General features: G+C 68.2%; 19 protein-coding genes. 8 read left to right on the top strand and 11 right to left on the bottom strand.

Annotation, left to right across the window (positions count from 1 at the left end):
• Positions 1-1,546 (bottom strand): CCA tRNA nucleotidyltransferase (locus tag AB0C62_RS01850; RefSeq protein ID WP_362969102.1); only part of this gene is annotated, 1,546 nt, incomplete at its 3' end.
• Between the two features lie 221 nt (positions 1,547-1,767).
• Here AB0C62_RS01850 and AB0C62_RS01845 point away from each other — a divergent pair.
• The 3 genes from AB0C62_RS01845 to AB0C62_RS01835 all read left to right on the top strand — a co-directional run bounded on the left by AB0C62_RS01845 (position 1,768) and on the right by AB0C62_RS01835 (position 8,315).
• Positions 1,768-4,188, top strand: coding sequence for a DUF6049 family protein (locus AB0C62_RS01845; protein WP_362969101.1), 2,421 nt, complete (start codon positions 1,768-1,770; stop codon positions 4,186-4,188).
• A gap of 46 nt (positions 4,189-4,234) precedes the next feature.
• Complete coding sequence (gene murJ, locus AB0C62_RS01840; protein ID WP_362969100.1) at positions 4,235-6,481, top strand: murein biosynthesis integral membrane protein MurJ; 2,247 nt, start codon at positions 4,235-4,237, stop codon at positions 6,479-6,481.
• A gap of 118 nt (positions 6,482-6,599) precedes the next feature.
• Positions 6,600-8,315, top strand: coding sequence for a protein kinase family protein (locus tag AB0C62_RS01835; protein WP_362969099.1), 1,716 nt, complete (start codon positions 6,600-6,602; stop codon positions 8,313-8,315).
• Here AB0C62_RS01835 and AB0C62_RS01830 read toward each other — a convergent pair.
• Complete coding sequence (locus AB0C62_RS01830; RefSeq protein WP_362969125.1) at positions 8,305-8,445, bottom strand: hypothetical protein; 141 nt, start codon at positions 8,443-8,445, stop codon at positions 8,305-8,307. The genes AB0C62_RS01835 and AB0C62_RS01830 overlap by 11 nt on opposite strands.
• Here AB0C62_RS01830 and sigM point away from each other — a divergent pair.
• The 4 genes from sigM to trxA all read left to right on the top strand — a co-directional run bounded on the left by sigM (position 8,401) and on the right by trxA (position 11,545).
• Complete coding sequence (gene sigM / locus AB0C62_RS01825; protein WP_362969124.1) at positions 8,401-9,075, top strand: RNA polymerase sigma factor SigM; 675 nt, start codon at positions 8,401-8,403, stop codon at positions 9,073-9,075. The genes AB0C62_RS01830 and sigM overlap by 45 nt on opposite strands.
• Positions 9,072-9,965 (top strand): hypothetical protein, encoded by an 894-nt coding sequence (locus tag AB0C62_RS01820; RefSeq protein ID WP_362969098.1) that lies wholly within the window; start codon positions 9,072-9,074, stop codon positions 9,963-9,965. The genes sigM and AB0C62_RS01820 overlap by 4 nt, the downstream gene beginning before the upstream one ends.
• Before the next feature lie 238 nt (positions 9,966-10,203).
• Entirely contained in the window at positions 10,204-11,169 is a 966-nt protein-coding gene (gene trxB / locus AB0C62_RS01815; RefSeq protein WP_081218329.1) for a thioredoxin-disulfide reductase, read from the top strand.
• 43 nt (positions 11,170-11,212) lie between these two features.
• The gene (gene trxA, locus AB0C62_RS01810) at positions 11,213-11,545 is read left to right on the top strand and encodes a thioredoxin (protein ID WP_081218330.1); all 333 of its coding nucleotides are present in this window, start codon (positions 11,213-11,215) and stop codon (positions 11,543-11,545) included.
• 154 nt (positions 11,546-11,699) lie between these two features.
• Here trxA and AB0C62_RS01805 read toward each other — a convergent pair whose 3' ends face one another.
• From AB0C62_RS01805 to rpmH, 9 genes are all read right to left on the bottom strand, one after another.
• Positions 11,700-12,317 carry a GNAT family N-acetyltransferase gene (locus AB0C62_RS01805; protein ID WP_362969097.1) on the bottom strand — a complete coding sequence of 206 codons (618 nt, stop codon included), beginning with the start codon at positions 12,315-12,317 and terminating at the stop codon, positions 11,700-11,702.
• A 329-nt stretch (positions 12,318-12,646) separates the two neighbouring features.
• The gene (locus AB0C62_RS01800; RefSeq protein ID WP_362969096.1) at positions 12,647-13,741 is read right to left on the bottom strand and encodes a ParB/RepB/Spo0J family partition protein; all 1,095 of its coding nucleotides are present in this window, start codon (positions 13,739-13,741) and stop codon (positions 12,647-12,649) included.
• Positions 13,738-14,811 (bottom strand): ParA family protein, encoded by a 1,074-nt coding sequence (locus tag AB0C62_RS01795; protein WP_362969123.1) that lies wholly within the window; start codon positions 14,809-14,811, stop codon positions 13,738-13,740. Before AB0C62_RS01795 ends, AB0C62_RS01800 begins: the two co-directional genes overlap by 4 nt.
• Before the next feature lie 354 nt (positions 14,812-15,165).
• Complete coding sequence (gene rsmG, locus AB0C62_RS01790; protein WP_081218334.1) at positions 15,166-15,882, bottom strand: 16S rRNA (guanine(527)-N(7))-methyltransferase RsmG; 717 nt, start codon at positions 15,880-15,882, stop codon at positions 15,166-15,168.
• A 202-nt stretch (positions 15,883-16,084) separates the two neighbouring features.
• Positions 16,085-16,594 (bottom strand): R3H domain-containing nucleic acid-binding protein, encoded by a 510-nt coding sequence (locus AB0C62_RS01785; RefSeq protein ID WP_081218335.1) that lies wholly within the window; start codon positions 16,592-16,594, stop codon positions 16,085-16,087.
• A 15-nt stretch (positions 16,595-16,609) separates the two neighbouring features.
• Positions 16,610-17,884: a membrane protein insertase YidC gene (gene yidC, locus AB0C62_RS01780; protein WP_362969095.1), complete on the bottom strand. Its 1,275-nt coding sequence runs from the start codon at positions 17,882-17,884 to the stop codon at positions 16,610-16,612.
• 3 nt (positions 17,885-17,887) lie between these two features.
• Positions 17,888-18,241 (bottom strand): membrane protein insertion efficiency factor YidD, encoded by a 354-nt coding sequence (yidD, locus tag AB0C62_RS01775; RefSeq protein ID WP_362969094.1) that lies wholly within the window; start codon positions 18,239-18,241, stop codon positions 17,888-17,890.
• Positions 18,238-18,609, bottom strand: coding sequence for a ribonuclease P protein component (gene rnpA, locus AB0C62_RS01770; protein WP_081218338.1), 372 nt, complete (start codon positions 18,607-18,609; stop codon positions 18,238-18,240). Before rnpA ends, yidD begins: the two co-directional genes overlap by 4 nt.
• Before the next feature lie 21 nt (positions 18,610-18,630).
• The gene (gene rpmH / locus AB0C62_RS01765) at positions 18,631-18,768 is read right to left on the bottom strand and encodes a 50S ribosomal protein L34 (RefSeq protein WP_006381191.1); all 138 of its coding nucleotides are present in this window, start codon (positions 18,766-18,768) and stop codon (positions 18,631-18,633) included.
• A 398-nt stretch (positions 18,769-19,166) separates the two neighbouring features.
• Between rpmH and dnaA the strand changes: the two genes are divergently transcribed.
• Complete coding sequence (gene dnaA, locus AB0C62_RS01760; protein WP_362969093.1) at positions 19,167-21,242, top strand: chromosomal replication initiator protein DnaA; 2,076 nt, start codon at positions 19,167-19,169, stop codon at positions 21,240-21,242.
• Positions 21,243-21,625: the final 383 nt, after the last annotated feature.

The raw sequence follows: 21,625 nt of genomic DNA, 5'->3' as shown, positions 1-21,625 counted from the left end.
TCGTTGGAGGAGTCGGAGCTGTTCGCCCTGCTCTACGACCGCTACGCCCCCGATATCCACCGCTACGCGGCCCGTCGCCTGGGCGACGCGGCCGCCACCACTCCTTGAGCGCCGATGTCGCCGCTTCGTGCTCCATCGGGCCGTTCTCCAGGCGCAGCTCCAACAGGAACTTGTACGCCTGACCGATAGCGGGACCCGGTCCGATGTCCAGGATCTCCATGATCTGGTTGCCGTCGAGGTCCGGACGGATCGCGTCGAGTTCCTCCTGCTCTTGGAGCTGTCCGATGCGGTCCTCCAGCCCGTCGTAGGCGCGGGAGAGCGCGGCAGCACGGCGCTTGTTCCGTGTGGTGCAGTCGGAGCGCGTCAGCTTGTGAAGGCGACCGAGGAGCGGACCGGCGTCCCGGACGTAACGCCGCACGGCCGAGTCCGTCCACTCGCCGGTGCCATAGCCGTGGAAGCGCAGATGCAGCTCGACCAGACGGGAGACGTCCTTCACGAGGTCGTTCGAGTACTTCAGCTCCGTCATGCGCTTCTTGGTCATCTTGGCGCCGACGACCTCGTGGTGGTGGAACGACACCCGGCCGTCGTTCTCGAAGCGACGGGTCCGCGGCTTGCCGATGTCGTGCAGCAGCGCGGCGAGCCGGAGGACCAGGTCGGGCCCGTCCTCCTCCAGCGCCATCGCCTGCTCCAGGACGATCAGCGTGTGCTCGTAGACGTCCTTGTGCCGATGGTGCTCGTCACTCTCCAGCCGCAGCGCGGGAAGCTCGGGCAGCACGTACTCGGCGAGACCGGTGTCGACGAGCAAAGTGAGGCCCTTGCGAGGGTGGGCGGACAGGACGAGCTTGTTCAACTCGTCCCGCACCCGCTCCGCGGAGACGATCTCGATACGTCCGGCCATGTCCGTCATGGCCGCGACGACCTCGGGCGCCACCTCGAAGTCGAGCTGTGCGGCGAAGCGCGCGGCCCGCATCATGCGCAGCGGATCGTCGGAGAAGGATGCCTCCGGAGTGCCGGGGGTGCGCAGGACGCGCGCGTCCAGGTCCTCCAGGCCTCCGTGGGGGTCGATGAACTCCTTCTGTGGAAGCGCCACAGCCATCGCGTTCACCGTGAAGTCCCGACGGACGAGGTCTTCCTCGATGGAGTCGCCGTAGGACACCTCCGGCTTGCGTGAGGTCCGGTCATAGGCCTCGGAGCGATACGTGGTGACCTCGATCTGGAATGCCTGCTCCACGTCACCCACGCGGGCGTCCTTCTGCGCCCCCACGGTGCCGAAGGCGATCCCGACCTCCCATACGGCGTCCGCCCACGGCCGGACGATCTTCAGTACGTCCTCGGGCCAGGCGTCGGTCGTGAAGTCCAGGTCATTGCCGAGCCGGCCAAGGAGCGCGTCCCGGACCGAGCCTCCGACCAGGGCGAGGGAGAACCCGGCCTCCTGGAAACGGCGGGCGAGCTCGTCGGCGACAGGGGACACCCGCAACAGTTCACTCACCGCGCGGCGCTGCACCTGACTCAGGGCACTGGGATTGTCTTCATTGGCGTTCGGCACAACAGAAAAGGGTACGTGGCCGGGCCGCCGGGAAGCGCCTCGATAAAACTTGTACCGGCGTCCGCTGTTTCACGGGCATCGATAGGCCCACATTCAGGACAGTCGGCGCTCTCCGCCGATCTTGTGGACCACTCCGCGGCACTTACCCTCAGCGCGCATCGTTACCATGCGTGGACGCACATTCCGACGACCACTGACGACGACGAGGGACGGGCGAGCGCGTGGCCGAGGCGGCAGACTTCCAGGGGACGAGTCCCTCACCTGCCCGTCGGTGGCTCCGGCGCAGCGGTGTACTGCTGGCCGGGGCGCCGTTGCTGGCCGGGCTGCTCCAGCTACCCCTCGGCGCGCCCGCACAAGCCGCTGAGAAGGCCTCTGTGGCCGATGCAGCGGGCTCGGGTGGGGTGGACATCAGCATCGACTCGCTGAGCCCCAGTGCCCCCACGGACGGCGACACGGTCACGGTCTCCGGTTCGGTCACCAACAGGAGCAAGCAGACCGTCACCGACGCCCACGTGGGGATCCGTGTGGGCTCGTCCCCACTGACCACACGTTCCGCCATCGACACCGCCGCGAGGCTCACCAGCTTCCAGCCGGGCCTCGACGCTGCGGAGGTCGGCGGAAAGTACGTCGAGATGGTCCCCCGGCTCACCGCGGGCAGCTCGCAGAACTTCAGCATCTCGGTGCCCGTCAAGGATCTGGACCTGGGTGACGACGGGGTCTACCAGCTCGGTGTCTCCCTCACGGGCCGGACGACGGCCCAGCCGTGGGACCAGGTGCTCGGCATCAAGCGGACGTTCCTTCCGTGGCAGCCCGACGCTGCGGACACCAAGACGAAGACGACGTACCTCTGGCCTCTGATCTCCTCGGTCCACCTCACGGCGGAGACCGGCTCGGACGAGCAGCAGACGCGTGTCTTCAAGAACGACGACCTGGCCAAGGAGATCGCCCCGGGCGGCCGGCTGGACCAGCTTTTGGCGCTCGGCAGTGAGCTGGACGTCACCTGGGTGCTGGACCCGGATGTGCTGGCTTCGGTCGACGCCATGAGGGGCGGATACCGCGTCCAGCAGGCCGATGGCACGACCGTGGCCGGGAGCCAGAAGAACCAGGAACTGGCCAAGGCCTGGCTCGACAAACTCGAGAAGACGGTCCGGGGCCAGAAGATCGTCGCACTCCCCTTCGCCGATCCCGACATCGCATCTCTCGCCCACAGCGGCAAGGTCACCGGCTCTCTGAGCCGTCTGAAGGACGCCACCGATGTGGCTTCCGACACGGTCTACTCGATCGTCCATGTGAAGGCGAGTACGGACTTCACCTGGCCCATCGACGGAGCGATCGACCCGTCGATCGTGAATGTGGGGACTTCGGCGGGGGCGGACAAGGTGATCGCCCGCAGCGACAGTCTGCGGGAGACGGGCGGACTGGCGTATACGCCGAGCGCCGCCCGCCCCATCGGGGGCGGCACGACGGCGGTCGTCGCCGACGAGCGACTGTCGACCGCGTTCCAGGGCGACATGCTCAAGGCGGGCAATTCCACACTCGCCGTCCAGAAGTTCCTCGCTCAGAGCCTGATGATCAACCTCCAGGACGCGGACCAGCGCAGCATCGTCGTCGCGCCGCAGCGAATGCCCACCGCCAGCCAGGCGCAGTCCATGGCCACGGCCCTGAGGACGCTCCAGCAGGGGAACTGGTCGGAGTTCCAGGAGCTGGCGGCTGCTGCCAAGGCCAAGCCTGATCCGGGCGCCACCACGCGGGTGCCCCCCGCCTCTTCGTACCCGCGTGCCCTGAAGAAGCAACAGCTGCCGGCCTCGGCCTTCGACTGGATGCAGAGCACGCAGACCAAGCTCGACAAGTTCCAGGTGATCCTGACCGACAAGTCGCGCGTGGCCACGCCCTTCGGCCTGGCCATGGACCGGGGGATGTCGACGTCCTGGCGCGGCCGTCCCACGGAGGCCAAGATCTTCCGTGCCGGGGTCGACTCCTATCTGGACGGGCTCACCGGTCTGGTGCATCTGATCGAGAAGTCGGACGCACAGCTGTCCGGTCGCAGCGCCACGATCCCCGTGACCGTCCAGAACAACCTGGTCCAGGGTGTCGGGCACCTCACGCTGCGCCTCACGTCCCAGCAGCCCACCCGCCTCAAGATCGGCAACGGCCCGTACGACGAGCACGAGATCAAGGTCGCGGGCGAGCACAGCCAGTCGGTGAAGTTCGCCACCTCCACCAAGGCCAACGGCCCGGTGAAGGTCGTCGCCCAGCTGTACACGGAGGATGGGCAGCCCTATGGCAAGCCCGTGCCCTTCGAAGTCAAGGTCACCGAGATCACTTCCACGGTGATGCTGGTCATCGGTGGCGGCGTCCTGCTCCTCGTGCTCGCCGGTTTCCGGATGTACACGCAACGCAAGCGCGCGTCGGCCCGGCAGTCCGAGGAGGGACCGGAGGACGGCCCGGAGGACGAGGGCGTGAACAAGGACACGGACGGCACCGTAGAGACTGAGGACACCGAAGAGTCCGAGGCCGGTCCTGCGAGCACGTCCGACCCGAAGTCGGGGGTTGACGAGCCGGAGCACCCGAGTGACCCGCTGCCGGACACCGCACCGGAAAGCGCCGACCCGTCCGGCACGGGTGAGAGAGTGGACCGTTGAGCGATGTCGTGGCCGGTGGGCCCGGGGACGATGAGGTGGGGTAACCATGAACGCGCCGTACGACGGTGACCGCGGCCAGGGCGCGGGGCCCTCGGGTTATCCCGAGGAGTACCCGGACCAGGACGCGGGCCGCTCCGGCTACCCCGAGGGCACGCCGGAGCCCGGCCAGATGCCGCCGGGGCACCCCGCGGACATGTACCTCCAGGACGCCTATGACCAGGATCCCTACCGAGGGCAGGACCTCTCGGCGCAGGACCCGGTGACGGAGGCGCTCTACGACCGCGCCGCGCACCCTCCGCCGCCCCCCGGCTCGTACTACCCGCAGCAGCCGCTCTACTCCCAGCCGCCCACGCCGCAGTACGCCCCCGACCCGCGGGTGTGGGCCCAGACGCCCCCTCCCGAACCGGCGGGACCGACGCGGCACCTGCCGTACGGCGACGACGCCCGGACCACGCAGTACGTGGGGGTGGACGACCTGGTCACCCAGGCCGGCGAGGAGCAGCATGAGCCCGACGCTTTCGCGCACCTCTTCCGCGACCAGCAGCAGGGTGGCGTCCGCAACGCCTATGCCTCGGCCCCCGTCCCGGCACCGGCACCCGAAGCGGCTCCGTCTGTCGCCGAGCCTCCCATGGCCCCGCCGCCGGCTCCGGCCGCGAAGTCGGGTGGCCGGGCCTCGGGCTTGCTGAAGTCCAGCGCGGTGATGGCGGCGGGCACCCTGGTGTCCCGCCTCACCGGCTTCGTTCGCACCATGATCATCACCGCGGCTCTCGGCGCGGCGACGCTCGGTGACGCCTGGACCGTCGCCTACACCCTGCCGACGATGATCTACATCCTGACGGTCGGCGGCGGACTCAACTCCGTCTTCGTGCCTCAGCTCGTGCGGTCCATGAAGGAGGACGACGACGGCGGCGAGGCGTACGCCAACCGCCTGCTGACGCTCGTCATGGTCGCGCTCGGCGTGATCGTCACCGCAGCGGTCTTCATCGCGCCACTCCTGATCCAGCTGATGTCGGACTCCATCGCGAGCAACGAGGCGGCCAACAACGTCGCCGTCACCTTCGCCCGGTACTGCCTGCCCACGATCTTCTTCATGGGCGTCCACGTGGTCATGGGCCAGATCCTCAACGCCCGCGGGAAGTTCGGCGCGATGATGTGGACCCCGGTCCTGAACAACATCGTCATGATCTTCACGTTCGGGATGTTCCTCTGGGTCTACGGGACCGCGCGGCACTCCGGCATGTCGGTGAACAACATCCCGCCGGACGGTGTTCGCCTCCTGGGCATCGGCACCCTGCTGGGCCTCGTCGTCCAGGCCGTGGCGATGGTTCCGTACCTCCGTGAAGCCGGCTTCCGGTTCCGTCCGCGCTTCGACTGGCGGGGCCACGGCCTCGGCAAGGCCATCCATCTGGCCAAATGGACCGTGCTCTTCGTCCTCGCCAACCAGGCGGGTGTCCTCGTCGTCACCCAGCTCGCGACCGCGGCCCAGAAAGCCTCCGGCAAGGGCGGAACGGGCATCCTGGCGTACTCCAACGCCCAGCTGATCTGGGGCATGCCGCAGGCGATCATCACGGTGTCCGTCATGGCCGCCATGCTTCCGCGTATCTCGCGAGCGGCCCACGACGGTGACCCGGGCGCCGTCCGCGACGACATCTCGCAGGGTCTGCGGACCTCGGCGGTGGCGATCGTCCCCGTGTCCTTCATGTTCGTCGCCCTGGGCATCCCCATGTGCACCCTGCTCTTCGGCTCCAGCGGCCTCCACGCCGCCGAGTCCCAGGGCTACGTGCTCATGGCCTTCGCTCTCGGCCTGATCCCGTTCTCGGTGCAGTACGTGATCCTGCGCGGCTTCTACGCCTACGAGGACACCCGCACCCCCTTCTACAACACGGTCATCGTGGCCGGCGTCAACGCCGCCGCGTCCGCCGTCTGTTACATGGTGCTGCCCGCCCAGTGGGCCGTCGTCGGCATGGCCGGCGCGTACGGCCTGGCGTACGCCGTGGGTGTCGGAGTGGCCTGGCAGCGGCTGCGCAGGCGGCTGGGCGGCGACCTGGACGGGGCACGAGTGCTGCGTACGTACGCGCGTCTCTGCCTGGCGTCGATCCCGGGCGCCGTGGTGGGCGGCGCCGTCGGCTTCGCGATCACCCGGGTTCTCGGACACGGAGCGATCGGCTCGATCGCGGCCCTCGTCGCCGGATCGATCGCCCTGCTGGGCGTGTTCTACGTCGCGGCGCGCAAGATGCGTATCGAAGAGCTCAATTCAATGGTGGGAATGGTCCGCGGGCGCCTGGGGCGCTGAGGCGGGGGTACGCGCACAACCATCGTCCGTCGCCGCGTGTCGTGCATAGCGCCGGACTGTGGGCACAATTGGTTTCTGCGTCGGACAGTGCGCAATGGATGGGGAGGCAGGGACGACGGTGGCGGAACGGAGCACGTCTGCCGTCGACGTGGCAGACAACAGCGGTGACGAGCCGCTGACCGCGAAGGCGGACCAGTCCACGTCCGACGGGGTGGCCCAGGACCGGGAGCGGGAAACGGACAGCGAAGAGGCACAGGGGAGCGGCGGGACCGAGAGTCCCGGGAAGGCCTCACCGCCCGAACTGCACAGTGGTCACAAACTCGCGAGGCGCTATCGCCTCGAAGAGTGCGTCACCCGTCTGGACGGTTTCAGTAGTTGGCGTGCGGTGGACGAGAAGCTTCGCCGCGCCGTCGGTGTCCATCTGCTGCCCGCCGACCATCCGCGGGCCCGCTCGGTACTCGCGGCGGCCCGTTCCTCGGCTCTGCTGGGTGATCCCCGCTTCGTCCAGGTCCTGGACGCGGTCGAGGAGAACGACCTCGTCTATGTCGTCCACGAATGGCTGCCGGACGCCACGGAGCTGACCGCACTCCTCGCCTCGGGCCCTCTCGAGGTGCACGAGGCCTACCAGATGGCCAGTCAGGTCTCCCAGGCGATGGCCGCCGCGCATCGCGAGGGTCTCGCGCATCTGCGGCTCACTCCGGGTGCCGTGCTGCGCACGTCGTCCGGTCAGTGGCGCATCCGCGGGCTCGCCGTGAACGCCGCGCTGCGTGGGATCAGTTCCGACACCCCCCAGCGCACGGACACCGAGGCGATCGGCGCACTCCTGTACGCCTCGCTGACCCAGCGCTGGCCGTACGAGAGCGATGCCTACGGCCTCTCGGGGCTGCCGAAGGGCGTCGGTCTGATCGCACCCGACCAGGTCCGGGCCGGAGTCCACCGCGGCCTGTCCGAACTCGCCATGCGCGCGCTCGCCAACGACGGTGCGACCGCCTCCCGACACGAATCCCCGTGCACAACGCCGGAGGAGCTCGTGAAGGCCATCAACGAGATGCCCCGCATCCGCCCGCCCGAGCCCACGTTCACCGCCCCGCCCGAGTACCAGCGCACGTCGTACCAGCAGGGCACCTACGGCCGCCAGGGTCCGCCCGGCACCACCCAGCCCGTGGCGGCCCCGCCGCCGCCGCTGCAGAGCCGCACCGGCAAGGCTCTCAAGTGGGCTGTGTCCGCGCTGCTCATCGCCGCGCTGGGACTGGGTAGTTGGCAGCTCGCGGACGCGCTCATGGACCGGGGCAACAAGTCCGACGACACCAAGCAGACGCACACGACGGACGGCAACGACAAGAACGGCGACCAGACCAAGCCGGTCAGGCCGATCAAGATCCAGAACGCCCAGGAGTACGTGGCCGAGGGTTCCGCGCAAGCCGCCGGTGACGTGGCCAAGACCTTCGACGGCGACAGCAACACGTACTGGCGCACCAAGAAGTACAACGCCGGCCCCAAGCTCGCGCCGTACAAGCCCGGCGTGGGCATCGTCTATGACCTGGGTTCGGCACAGACGGTGTCAGCCGCCTCGATAGGGCTTCGGTACGCGGGCGACCACACGACCGTCCACCTCTACGCAGCCGATTCCCTGACGCCCTCGACGTCCGTCGCCGGGATGAGGGAGATCGGCACGGCCACCACGACCGGCACCACCATGAAGGTGAAGGCGGCCAAGTCGTTGAAGACGCAGTACGTCCTCCTGTGGATCACCGACGTTCCGAATGCTCCCAGCGACGGCTACAGCACCGCCGGCTACAAGCAGGCCGTCACGGACGTGAAGTTCACCGGCTGACGCTCGTCGACGAGGGGGAGGGGGTCCGATGGCCGTTGAAGCCGTGTTCGGTGAAGCAAGCGATCAGGATCTCCTCGCCCGTCACGTGGCCGGCGATCCTGATGCCTTTGGCGAGCTTGTAAGGCGTCATCGCGACCGCCTCTGGGCGGTGGCCCTGCGAACGCTGGGAGACCGCGAGGAGGCCGCTGACGCCGTTCAGGACGCCCTTGTCTCCGCCTACCGGGCTGCTCATACCTTCCGCGGCCAGTCGGCCGTCACGACCTGGCTGCACCGCATCACGGTGAACGCGTGTCTGGACCGGGCCCGCAAGGCCGCGTCCAGACGGACCTCCCCCGTCGACGACACCCAGCGCCTGGAGCAGCTCCTCGAACCGCACGAGTCGGCTTCTGCTCCGGCCGAGCGCAACGACCTGCACCGCGAACTCATAGCCGCGCTGAAGACGCTCCCCGCCGACCAGCGGGCGGCTCTCGTCCTGGTGGACATGCAGGGGTATCCCGTGGCGGAGGCGGCTCGCGTGCTCGATGTGCCGACCGGCACCGTGAAGAGCCGCTGTGCTCGCGGCAGAGCCAGACTCCTCCCCCTCCTCACACATCTCCGGACGCAGAGCGCGGACGAGGAGGAGACCAAGAAGTCGGGCGAGGGAAGGAACCGGACGCAGGGGACATCCGTCCCACCGGCAGCGGGGCCGGACGGCACGGGCCCTCGTGACGCGGGGCCGAGCGATTCAGCTGCTGTGAAGGGCGGAGGTGGGCGAGCGTGACATCCACGACGGACAAGGCCGGGCACCCGGACGTCGCGGAGATCTCCGACCTCACCGAAGGTCTCCTTCCGCCGTCCCGATCGGATGACGTGCGCCGGCATCTCGACGACTGCGTCCTCTGCGCCGACGTGTACGACTCCCTGGAGGAGATCCGCGGACTGCTCGGCACCCTGCCCGGCCCTCCACGCATGCCCGCCGATGTCGTCGGCCGGATCGACGCCGCATTGGCCGCGGAAGCCCTGCTGAGCGCAACGGCACCCGATGAGACATCCGACACGGACGCTCCCGGCGCCCATGTTTCACGTGAAACATCGACGACGGACCGCCCCTCAGGTCACCCACGTGCCGGGACCGGGCCGGGTCGTCCCCATCGGGCCCGCCCCGGACGACGCGGAACGGTCGCGCTCCTCGGCACCGCCTTCGCCGCCGCCGCGCTGGGCGTGAGCGTCATCCTCGTGCAGACGCTGGGTGGCGACGGCTCCGACAAGGACGGCCCCAGCGCCCGCCAGCAGAAGTCGAGCGCGCAGGACACCTTCTCTGAAGGGTCGCTGAGGAACGACGTCTCGGACCTGCTGGCGAAGAACAAGGCACCCGCGCCCTCCGACAGCGCCAAGCCGTGGGGCGCGCAGTCGGAGGACGGCGGCGTCGGCACCTTCATGACACCCACGGTTCCCGTTCCGGACTGCGTCGAGCAGGGTGCCGGAGACAGTGGAACCCTCCTCGGCGCCGAAGCGGGCACCTACCAGGGGAAGGACGTGTTCCTTCTCGTGCTGACCGATCCCTCCGACAGCACGAAGGTCACGGCTCGCATCGTCGACGCCCGCTGCGCGACGCAGGCCTCCCCGAAGCCCGGCAAGCTGCTGCTGACGCGGTCGTACGCCCGGTCCTGAGCACGTTGGCAGAACAGTTCCTGACGCCACCCAGACATCCCGGAACCCCCTTCAGGGCACCCGTGGAATCGGGTGGCCTCCTGCCCGGATGGCGCTTGGTATCTCTGTGCGGAAGCCCGCCTCCGTGTGCCCGGACACAGCGGGAATTGAAGCCCCTTAGGATCCGTTGGGTGGGGTGAGAGTACTGAGTGAGGCTCCCACCGGAACGCAGCAGTCTCCAGAGACGAGGAATGAAGCCGTGAGCGACGTCCGTAACGTGATCATCATCGGGTCCGGGCCCGCCGGCTACACGGCGGCGCTCTACACCGCGCGCGCGTCGCTGAAGCCGCTGGTCTTCGAGGGCGCCGTCACCGCAGGCGGTGCGCTCATGAACACCACCGAGGTGGAGAACTTCCCGGGCTTCCAGGACGGTGTCATGGGCCCGGACCTGATGGACAACATGCGCGCGCAGGCCGAGCGCTTCGGCGCCGAGCTGGTGCCGGACGACGTGGTCGCCGTCGACCTGACGGGTGAGATCAAGACCGTCACGGACACCGCCGGTACGGTGCACCGTGCCAAGGCCGTCATCGTCACCACGGGTTCGCAGCACCGCAAGCTCGGTCTCCCCAACGAGGACACGCTCTCCGGGCGCGGCGTCTCCTGGTGCGCGACCTGTGACGGCTTCTTCTTCAAGGACCAGGACATCGCCGTGATCGGTGGTGGCGACACCGCGATGGAGGAGGCAACCTTCCTCTCGCGCTTCGCGAAGTCCGTGACCATCGTGCACCGCCGGGACAGCCTCCGTGCCTCCAAGGCGATGCAGGAGCGCGCCTTCGCCGACCCGAAGATCAAGTTCGTATGGGACAGCGAGGTGGCCGAGATCAAGGGCGACCCGAAGCTCGCCGGCCTGACGCTGCGCAACCTCAAGACCGGTGAGACCTCGGAGCTGCCGGTGACCGGTCTGTTCATCGCGATCGGACACGACCCGCGCACCGAGCTCTTCAAGGGTCAGCTCGACCTCGACGGAGAGGGCTACCTGAAGGTCGCCGCACCGTCGACCCGGACGAACCTGACCGGTGTCTTCGGCGCCGGTGACGTCGTCGACCACACGTACCGCCAGGCGATCACCGCGGCCGGCACCGGCTGCTCCGCCGCCCTCGACGCCGAGCGCTACCTCGCTGCCCTCGCGGACAGCGAGGCGGCCACCGCGGCCGCCACCGTCTGATCCCCCGTCCGCCCCACCGCAACAACGAATTAAGGAGCCCGCCGTGGCCGGCACCCTGAAGAACGTGACTGACGACTCCTTCGAGCAGGACGTCCTCAAGAACGACAAGCCCGTTCTCGTGGACTTCTGGGCCGCCTGGTGCGGCCCCTGCCGCCAGATCGCCCCGTCGCTGGAGGCCATCGCCGCCGAGTACGGCGACAAGATCGAGATCGTCAAGCTCAACATCGACGAGAACCCGGGCACGGCCGCCAAGTACGGCGTCATGTCGATTCCGACCCTGAACGTCTACCAGGGTGGCGAGGTCGCCAAGACCATCGTGGGCGCGAAGCCGAAGGCCGCGATCGTGCGGGACCTCGAGGACTTCATCGCCGAGTAGTCGAAGCCGGCCGCACACGCGGTACATGTTTCACGTGAAACACGAAAGGGCCGACCTGAAGAGGTCGGCCCTTTCGCTTGTCTCGGCACACGCAGCTCACGGTGCCCAGTGGTAGCCGGGGCCGCAATACAGCGGACAGGGCGACCGCCGGACGTCACAGAGGACGAAGGGCCGGTTCCTTCTGGACGGCTCCGAGAAGGCGGTCCAGCGCCATCTCCACGTCTTCTTTCCAGGAGAGCGTCGTCCGCAGCTCCAGCCTCAGCCGGGGGTGGACGGGATGGGGGCGCACCGTCTTGAAGCCCACCGCGAGGAGATGGTCGGCAGGGAGGACGCAGGCGGGCTCCTTCCACCGGGCGTCCCCGAAGGCCTCGATCGCTTTGAAGCCCCGCTGCAGCAGATCCTTGGCGACGGTCTGGACCATCACTCTGCCGAGTCCCTGTCCCTGGTACCCCGGCATGATGAACGACGTGATCAGCTGAACCGCGTCCGGTGACACAGGGCTTGTGGAGAACGCCGTGGACCGGGGGACGTAGGCCGGCGGCGCGTAGAGGATGAAGCCCACCGGGACGTCGTCCACGTAGACCACCCGGCCGCAGGATCCCCAGTCCAACAGGACGGCGGAGATCCACGCCTCCTTCTCCGACGCGGCGGTGCCCGCCTTTACCGCGGCCTCACCACTGACGGGATCCAGCTCCCAGAAGACACACGACCGACAGCGCTGGGGAAGGTCCGAAAGGTTGTCCAGCGTGAGCGGTACGAGCCGACGCCCCATGAAGGATGTTCCTCGCTTCCTTCCCCCGCGGCGTCACGGGCGGATGTCAGATGGCTCCGCTCCTTGAGCAGGCTGCCGACGAACCCTCCGACGGCCCCCAGGCCCAGCCCTGCGGTGAGCAGTCCTGTACGGCTCAGGGTGTGCATGGCCCCCGCCTCCCCTATGAAGGTGCTGCCAGGTGAATGCGCCATACCCCATCGCATCGTATCCACGATGCGATTCCCTCGATACCGACAGAAAGCAAAGAGCGGGCCGTGTTCCGGTACACACCGGACACGGCCCGCTCCGCGCTGGTGGACCGACCGGAGACCGGTCCACCAGAAGCCGGCTCAGGCCTCCACGTCGTCGGAGCCGTCGTCCAGAAGACTCTTCTGAAGGACCGGTCCCTCACCGGGAGCGAAGGAGCCGAGGATGCGCTCAAGGTCTTCCATCGAAGCGAACTCGACAGTGATCTTGCCCTTCTTCTGCCCCAGGTCGACCTTCACCCGCGTCTCGAAGCGGTCCGACAGACGTGTCGCCAGCTCGCTGAGCGCGGGAGACACCCGGCCGCCAGCCCGCGGACCCTTGGCCCGCTGAGCCGACTGCGGACGCGACCCCATGAGGGTGACGATCTCCTCCACGGCTCGCACCGAGAGGCCCTCGGCCACGATGCGGTGGGCCAGGCGATCCTGCTCCTCCGAGTCGTCGACGGAGAGGAGGGCACGCGCATGACCGGCGGAGAGGACCCCGGCGGCGACACGGCGCTGAACGGACGGCGAGAGCTTGAGCAGACGCAGGGTGTTGGAGACCTGCGGACGGGAGCGTCCGATCCGGTCGGCCAGCTGGTCGTGCGTGCAGTTGAAGTCCTTGAGCAACTGGTCGTAGGCGGCCGCCTCTTCCAGCGGGTTCAGCTGGGCACGGTGCAGGTTCTCCAGCAGCGCGTCCAGGAGGAGCTTCTCGTCGTCCGTGGCGCGGACGATCGCGGGGATGGCCTCGAGTCCCGCCTCACGACAGGCCCGGAAGCGCCGCTCACCCATGATGAGCTCGTAGCGCGACGGACCCACCTGCCGCACGACGACAGGCTGGAGGAGTCCGACCTCCTTGATGGAGGTGACGAGTTCGGCCAGGGCGTCCTCGTCGAAGACCTCACGAGGCTGGCGCGGGTTCGGGGTGATGAAGTCCAGGGGCAGCTCGGCGAAGTGAGCACCGACCGGCGCCTGCAGCTCATCCGTGGACCCGCTCGACCACGGCTCCTCGGTCTCATGTGAAACAGGCGGCAGCGTCGTCACCTTGGCCGCCGCGACCCCGCGCTCCGCGGTGAGGACGGGGCCGGAAGCCGGCGTCGTGGACGCACCGCTCCCCGAACCGCTCACACGCTCACCTGTCGGAGCCGCGGGGATCAATGCGCCAAGACCCCGTCCCAGCCCCCTTCGTCGCTCGCTCACTGGATCCCCTCCACCGTGTTCCGATCGTTCCGTGCGCCCGCGTGGGCATGTTGTGCGTCGTACGCCACTCCGGCTCCGCGAAGGGCGATCTCTCGGGCCGCCTCCAGGTACGAGAGAGCACCGCTCGAACCCGGATCGTAGGTCAGGACCGTCTGCCCGTAGCTCGGAGCCTCGGAGATGCGGACCGAGCGCGGAATGCTCGTCCGCAGTACCTCTTCGCCGAAGTGGCTGCGTACCTCGTCCGCGACCTGGGACGCCAGACGTGTCCGTCCGTCGTACATGGTCAGCAGGATCGTCGAGACGTGGAGGTTGGGGTTGAGGTGCCCCCGCACCAGGTCGACGTTGCGCAGAAGCTGTCCCAGACCTTCCAGTGCGTAGTACTCGCACTGGATCGGGATGAGGACCTCGGCGCCGGCGACGAGTGCGTTGACGGTCAGCAGACCGAGCGACGGCGGGCAGTCGATGAGGATGTAGTCCAGAGGCTGCTCGTAGGCCAGGATCGCTCGTTCCAGTCGGCTCTCGCGAGCCACCAGCGACACCAGCTCGATCTCCGCACCGGCGAGGTCGATCGTCGCGGGAGCACAGAAGAGACCCTCGACGTCAGGGACCGCCTGAACGACTTCGGAGAGCGGCTTGCTGTCGATCAGCACGTCGTAGATCGACGGGACCTCGGCGTGGTGGTCGATACCCAGCGCGGTGGAGGCATTGCCCTGAGGGTCGAGGTCGATCACCAGGACGCGGCTGCCGTGCAGGGCCAGCGAGGCAGCAAGGTTGACCGTGGTCGTGGTCTTACCCACCCCACCCTTCTGGTTGGCGACCACCATGACTCGGGTCTGCTCGGGCCGTGGCAGGCCCTCGCCGGCACGACCTAGCGCCTCCACAGCCAGTTGGGCAGCACGACCGATGGGAGTGTCGTCCATAGGGGGCGGTGTTTCACGTGAAACATCCTCCCCCATCGACTCGGTACGGGGACCGGGGACCGGATCGGTCATCGGTCCCGCGATGTTGGCGTCGGACCGCAAGGATTCACTCTCCTCGACTTCAGGCTCGCAATGAACAGAGCCTCCCATGCGATCGGGGTCGTGAACCAGCGAGGCCCGTTGTTCTGTGGAGAAATCCACCTCTGTGGACAACTCCGCACCCTCTCCGAGTGAACCGAGAGGCTTTCGGTCGCGAGGTTCGGCCGCAGCGCGGCCACGACTGATGATGCCGTGCAACAGTGAGCGACGTTTCACGTGAAACACGATGCCTAGCCGCTCGGGTCATCGCGGCGCGACACTCCGAGATGCACAGGTTTGGCTGCTTGTGTGGAGTAGGGCTCGCCCTGACGGCCGCCCTACAGGAGTGACAAAGAACTCCTCCCGAGAAACAACAAACTCCCGGCTCCCCTAAGCAGGGAGCCGGGATGTTCATACCGCTCAGCGTCAGCGGCGACGACGCGTTCGGCCCGTCCTGGCCGCCTTGGCCCGCTTGGCCGCGAAACGCACACCACCGGGGCTCTCGCCCACCTCGACCCGCACGACGGTGGACAGCGGGTCCACGACCCCCTCGCCCACATGCAGAACGGAGGTCTCCACGGCACCGAGCTTGCTGAGCGCGGTGGAGGCGGCCTTCAGCTCCTCCTCGGCGGTGTCCCCCTTGAGGGCCAGCATCTCGCCGTACGGGCGCAGCAGCGGGATGCCCCAGCCGGCGAGCCGGTCGAGCGGGGCGACCGCCCGGGCCGTCACCACGTGTACCGGCTGAAGCGTGCCCATGACTTCCTCTGCGCGGCCGCGCACGACGGTCACATGGTCGAGGCCGAGCAGTTCCACGACTTCGGTGAGGAAGGTGGTCCGGCGCAGGAGCGGCTCGAGCAGCGTGATCTTGAGGTCCTCCCGGACGAGCGCCAGCGGGATACCGGGGAGTCCGGCACCGGAGCCGACGTCGCACACGGTCACACCCTCGGGCACGACCTCGGAGAGCACCGCGCAGTTCAGCAGGTGCCGCTCCCACAGCCGGGGCACCTCACGAGGGCCGATCAGCCCGCGCTGCACTCCCGCCTCGGCCAGCAGTTCCGCGTACCGGACCGCGTCCGCGAAGCGATCGCCGAATACCTCGCGCGCCTGCTCGGGCGCGGGGGGAAGCTCCGCTGCCTCCGTCACGGGGGACCGTCCTTCCGTACCGCTTGAGCGCTCTGGGCGCTGATCACCAGGACTACCAGGGACTAACAGCTGTCGAGGACCGCAGGTGCGGGTACCGCGGCCGGCGTTCCGTGTCGGGGACCACAGCTGCAGGGGACTACCAGGCTGACAAAGTTCGGCCCCGTCTGCGCAACAGACGGGGCCGAGGGAGCGTACGTACCGATCAGGCGGGGAGCACGACGACGAAGCGCTGCGGCTCCTCGCCCTCGGACTCGCTGCGCAGGCCCGCGGCCTTGACCGCGTCGTGCACCACCTTGCGCTCGAAGGGCGTCATCGGGTCCATCTTGACCGGCTCGCCGGAGCTCTTGACCTCGGCGGCGGCCTTGGCCCCCAGCTCGGAGAGCTCCTCACGCTTCTGAGCGCGGAAGCCCGCGATGTCCAGCATCAGGCGGCTGCGGTCCCCGGTCTCCCGGTGCACGGCCAGCCGCGTGAGCTCCTGGAGTGCCTCCAGCACCTCGCCGTCGCGGCCGACCAGCTTCTGCAGGTCGCGGCCGCCCGAGTCGCTGATGATCGAGACAGCGGCGCGGTCGGCCTCGACGTCCATGTCGATGTCGCCGTCGAGGTCGGCGATGTCGAGCAGACCTTCGAGGTAGTCCGCCGCGATCTCGCCTTCCTGCTCCAGGCGGGTCAGGGTGTCGCCCTCAGCGGCGGCGGAGGTGGTGCCTTCCGTCACGGGATGGACTCCTTCTTACTTCTTGGACGGGGACTTGGGCCGCTGTGGGCCCTTGCGCTGTCCGGACTGGGCCTTGCTGCGGGTACCGGCGGCGGGCTTTGCCGCGGAGGGCTTGGTGTCCTGTGGCTCGTCGGACTTGCTCAGCGAGGTCTTCGGCTCGGACTCGTCCTCAGGCTTGGCCCCGCCGGCGGTCACGGCCGACTGGCGCTGCGACTTGGACTGCCGCTTCGGCTGCTGACGCTTGGGAGCGGCCGGAGCTGTCGTCGTGGTGCCGTCCTCGGCCTCGATGACCGTCGAGCTGTCGCCCTTCGTCACGACCCCGTCGGGCTGGGCCACGAGACCCGCCTTGGTGAGGCCGTTGATGAACTTGCGCTCGAACTCGTTGCGGTCGCGGCCCTTGGCGACGATGGCCTTGATGATGGTCTTCTCGCTGCGGCGGCGCGTCTTGCCGTGGCTGGTGACGTGCTTCTGCAGGCGCTCCAGGTAGGCGGCCTGAGCCTTCGAACCCGGGGTCGGGTTGTTGCGGATGACGTACATCTGCTGACCCATGGTCCACACGTTGGTGGTCAGCCAGTAGACGAGGACACCGACCGGGAAGTTGATGCCGAAGACGGCGAACATGACCGGGAAGACGTACATCAGCATCTTCTGCTGCTGCATGAACGGCGTCTTCACCGTGGTGTCGACGTTCTTCGTCATCAGCTGGCGCTGGGTGTAGAACTGCGACGCCGACATCATCACGATCATGATCGCGGTGACGACCCGGACGTCCGTCAGCGAAGCACCGAGCGCCTCGACCTTGGCCTGGCCGTCCGTGAACTTGGCGGCGAGCGGGGCACCGAAGATGTGCGCCTTACGGGCGCTGGCCAGCAACGATTCGTTGATGACACCGATCGTCGAACCCGTCGCGATGCCGTTGAGCACGTGGTACAGGGCGAAGAAGAACGGTGACTGGGCCAGGATGGGAAGGCACGAGGAGAGCGGGTTGGTACCCGACTCCTTGTACAGCTTCATCATCTCTTCGGACTGGCGCTGCTTGTCGTTCTTGTAGCGCTCCTGGATCTTCTTCATCTCGGGCTGCAGCGTCTGCATCGCCCGAGTGGCCTTGATCTGCTTCACGAAGAGCGGGATCAGGCAGATACGGATCAAAATCACCAGGGACACGATGGACAAGCCCCAGGCCCAGCCCGTGTCAGGGCCGAAGATCTGCCCGTACACGGAGTGGAACTGGACGATGACCCAGGAAACGGGTGTCGTGATGAAGCTGAAAAGACTGGCAATCGTGTCCACTAATCAGGCTCCTTGAGCATGGGACGGGGTCTCGGCGGCCGGGCTCGGGGCAGTGGTCTCCCCGGTGGCCGGTTCGGCGGCGGAGTTCCCGCCCTTGCGTGCACGCCAGGCGTTACGCAGCAATTCGTGCCACCGCGGACGCTTGCGTTGCGGAACATGGTCCACACCGCCCTGCGACCACGGATTGCACCGGAGGATGCGCCAGGCGGTCAGTGCCGTTCCCTTGATCGCACCGTGCCGGTCGATGGCTGTGTAGCCGTAGTGGGAGCACGACGGGTAGTACTTGCAGACCGGCCCGAGCAACGGGCTGATCGTCCACTGATAGATCTTGATCAGAGCAAGCAGTGGGTACTTCATCGCGCGCCCCCTCCCAGTAGCCGCTCGATGGCGGCGTCCAGGTCTCGGGCCAGCTGTTCATGGTCGGCGTCACCCGCACCGGGCAGCGCTCGTACGACTACCAGGCTACCGGGGGGCAGCAGGGCGACTCGGTCACGCATCAGATGGCGAAGCCTGCGCTTCACCTTGTTGCGTACGACCGCTCCGCCCACGGCTTTGCTCACGACGAAACCCGCACGCGTCGGGGGAGCGCTCTCCCCAGGCGCGTGCGGGTCCGGTGCACCGCTACGAAGGTGGACGACGAGGAGCGGGCGTCCGGCCCGGCGTCCTCGACGTACCGCGGTCGCGAAGTCCTCGCGCCGCCTCAGCCGATGCTCGGTAGGCAGCACGAGATCATGACCTGTAAGTAATCAGGCGGACAGGCTGGCGCGACCCTTGCCACGGCGGTTCGCGAGAATCGCGCGGCCGGCACGGGTGCGCATCCGCAGGCGGAAGCCGTGGGTCTTGGCGCGACGACGGTTGTTCGGCTGGAAGGTGCGCTTGCTCACTCGGGGGCTCCAGAAAGAATCGGTGGTGGCGGGGTGCCGTCCTGGCTGTCACCGTGCGCCCACGAGGAAACTCGTATTACGCCCGAGTGCACCGCTTCCCGATCGCTCTTCGCGATCTGTGCCCATCGGAGGCAGGCGGCAGCAGCCATCGACAACTCGACCTGGTTACGGTACGCGCGGCTACGCCATCCGGTCAAACCAGTCCCTCGCAGGAGACACTGTCCACAGGCTGGGGACAACAACTTGAACCGCACCGGTCGCCCTGACTACCGTGGCTGAACTCCGATTCGTTCCGTTCTCGCCGCCCCAGCGGTTTTGTTCCTCCGCCCCGCCCCGCCTGATTTACCAACCCGTTCCCAGAACCACACGTTCGTGGGACCCGTGAGAGAGCGTGCCCTGTGGCTGACGTACCTGCCGATCTTGCCGCAGTGTGGCCACGAGTACTGGAACAACTCCTCGGTGAGGGCCGCGGTCAGGGCGTCGAGGTCAAGGACGAGCACTGGATCAAGCGCTGCCAGCCCCTGGCGCTGGTCGCGGACACCGCCCTGCTCGCCGTCCCGAACGAGTTTGCGAAGGGCGTCCTGGAAGGCCGCCTCGCGCCGATCGTCAGTGAGACGCTGAGCCGCGAGTGCGGCCGCCCGATCCGTATCGCGATCACCGTCGACGACTCCGCCGGCGAGCCGCCCCCCACACCCGCCGCCCCTCGCTACGAGGAGTCGGAGCACTCCACCGGACAGGGCCGCGACACGTACGAGAGCCAGGGGCGCGAAGAGCGCGGCCCGTACGACAACGGTCAGGGACGCGACGACCGCGGCTCCTACGACGGCGGACAGGGCCGCGACGACCGGAAGGCCTACGAAGGTCAGCGGGACGATCGCGGCGCCTACGACGGCCAGAGCCGTGACGACCGCAGCGGTTACGAGGGCGGCCAGGGACGCGACGACCGCAGCCCGTACGAGCCGCAGGGGCGCGAGGAGCGCAGCCCTTACGAGCCCCAGCGCCGCGACGGATACGAGGGGTACGGCCGCCACCGCGCCGACGACCACCGTGGCGGCCGCTCCGAATCCCTGCCCGGCGCACCCGGCGATCAGCTGCCGACCGCGCGTCCCGCCTACCCGGACTACCAGCGCCCCGAGCCGGGTGCCTGGCCGCGGCACTCCCAGGACGACTACGGCTGGCAGCAGCAGCGCCTCGGGTTCCCGGACCGCGATCCGTACGCCTCGCCGCAGCAGGACTACCGGCCGCAGTCGATGGACCGCTCGCCCTACGAGCAGCAGCGCCAGGACTACGACCAGGCGCGCCCGGACTACGACCAGCGCCCCGATCGCCGCGACCTGCAGGACCCCTCCGGCAACGGCCAGGTGCGCAGGGGCGGTCCCTCGAGCGGTGCTCCCGGACCGAAGGCGGCGCAGCCCGCGCCCGCGTCGGGTCCGGGCGAGCCCACCGCGCGGTTGAACCCGAAGTACCTCTTCGACACGTTCGTCATCGGCGCCTCGAACCGCTTCGCGCACGCCGCCGCGGTGGCCGTCGCCGAGGCGCCGGCGAAGGCGTACAACCCCCTCTTCATCTATGGGGAGTCGGGCCTCGGCAAGACGCACCTGCTGCACGCGATCGGGCACTACGCGCGCAGCCTCTATCCGGGCACGCGGGTGCGCTACGTGAGCTCGGAGGAGTTCACCAACGAGTTCATCAACTCCATCCGCGACGGCAAGGGCGACAGCTTCCGCAAGCGGTACCGGGAGATGGACATCCTGCTCGTCGACGACATCCAGTTCCTCGCGGACAAGGAGTCGACGCAGGAGGAGTTCTTCCACACCTTCAACACGCTCCACAACGCGAACAAGCAGATCGTGCTCTCCAGCGACCGGCCGCCCAAGCAGCTGGTCACGCTGGAGGACCGACTGCGGAACCGTTTCGAATGGGGTCTGATCACGGACGTCCAGCCGCCCGAGCTGGAGACCCGGATCGCCATCCTCCGCAAGAAGGCGGTGCAGGAGCAGCTCAACGCCCCGCCGGAGGTCCTGGAGTTCATCGCGTCCCGGATCTCGCGCAACATCCGCGAGCTGGAGGGGGCGCTGATCCGGGTGACGGCGTTCGCGTCGCTCAACCGGCAGCCGGTGGACCTCGGTCTGACGGAGATCGTCCTCAAGGACCTGATCCCCGGCGGCGAGGACTCGGCCCCCGAGATCACGGCGACCGCGATCATGGCGGCGACGGCCGACTACTTCGGGCTCACCGTGGACGACCTGTGCGGTTCCTCGCGCAGCCGGGTGCTGGTGACGGCGCGCCAGATCGCCATGTACCTGTGCCGGGAGCTGACCGACCTGTCGCTGCCGAAGATCGGTGCGCAGTTCGGTGGCCGCGACCACACGACCGTGATGCACGCGGACCGCAAGATCCGCGCGCTGATGGCCGAGCGCCGCTCCATCTACAACCAGGTCACCGAGCTGACCAACCGCATCAAGAACGGCTGACACAGTCGGCCGCAGCAGCGTGCCGAGGGCGCCCCGGGAGACCTTCCCGGGGCGCCCTTCGCCTTTCCGGGAGCTCCCCAGGCGCGTGCGTCGGGGCTCGGTCGTCGTCTCGAGGTCCCCTCCGCGCCCCTCTCAGGAGTTCCGGGAACCCTCTTCCGAGGGACGCGGAGCCTTTCCCGAGCGGTCTGGCGCGTCCTACGAGTGCCGCTGGAAGCGTCCTGCGAGCACTCGGAAACGCGATTCGGCGGCTTCTGACGGCCTCTTCGAGGGCTCGGAGCCCCCTGTCACCGCTACCGGCCCGACACCTGCTGTTCGAATCCGGGCGGGGTTACGGCCACCCTCCACAGATTCGGTGACTTTCCGGCGTCCACATCCTGGGGACT

Source organism: Streptomyces sp. NPDC048643 (assembly GCF_040650615.1).
In the GTDB taxonomy this organism is placed as follows: Bacteria; Actinomycetota; Actinomycetes; order Streptomycetales; family Streptomycetaceae; genus Streptomyces.
This window is presented reverse-complemented; position numbering and strand designations above follow the sequence as displayed.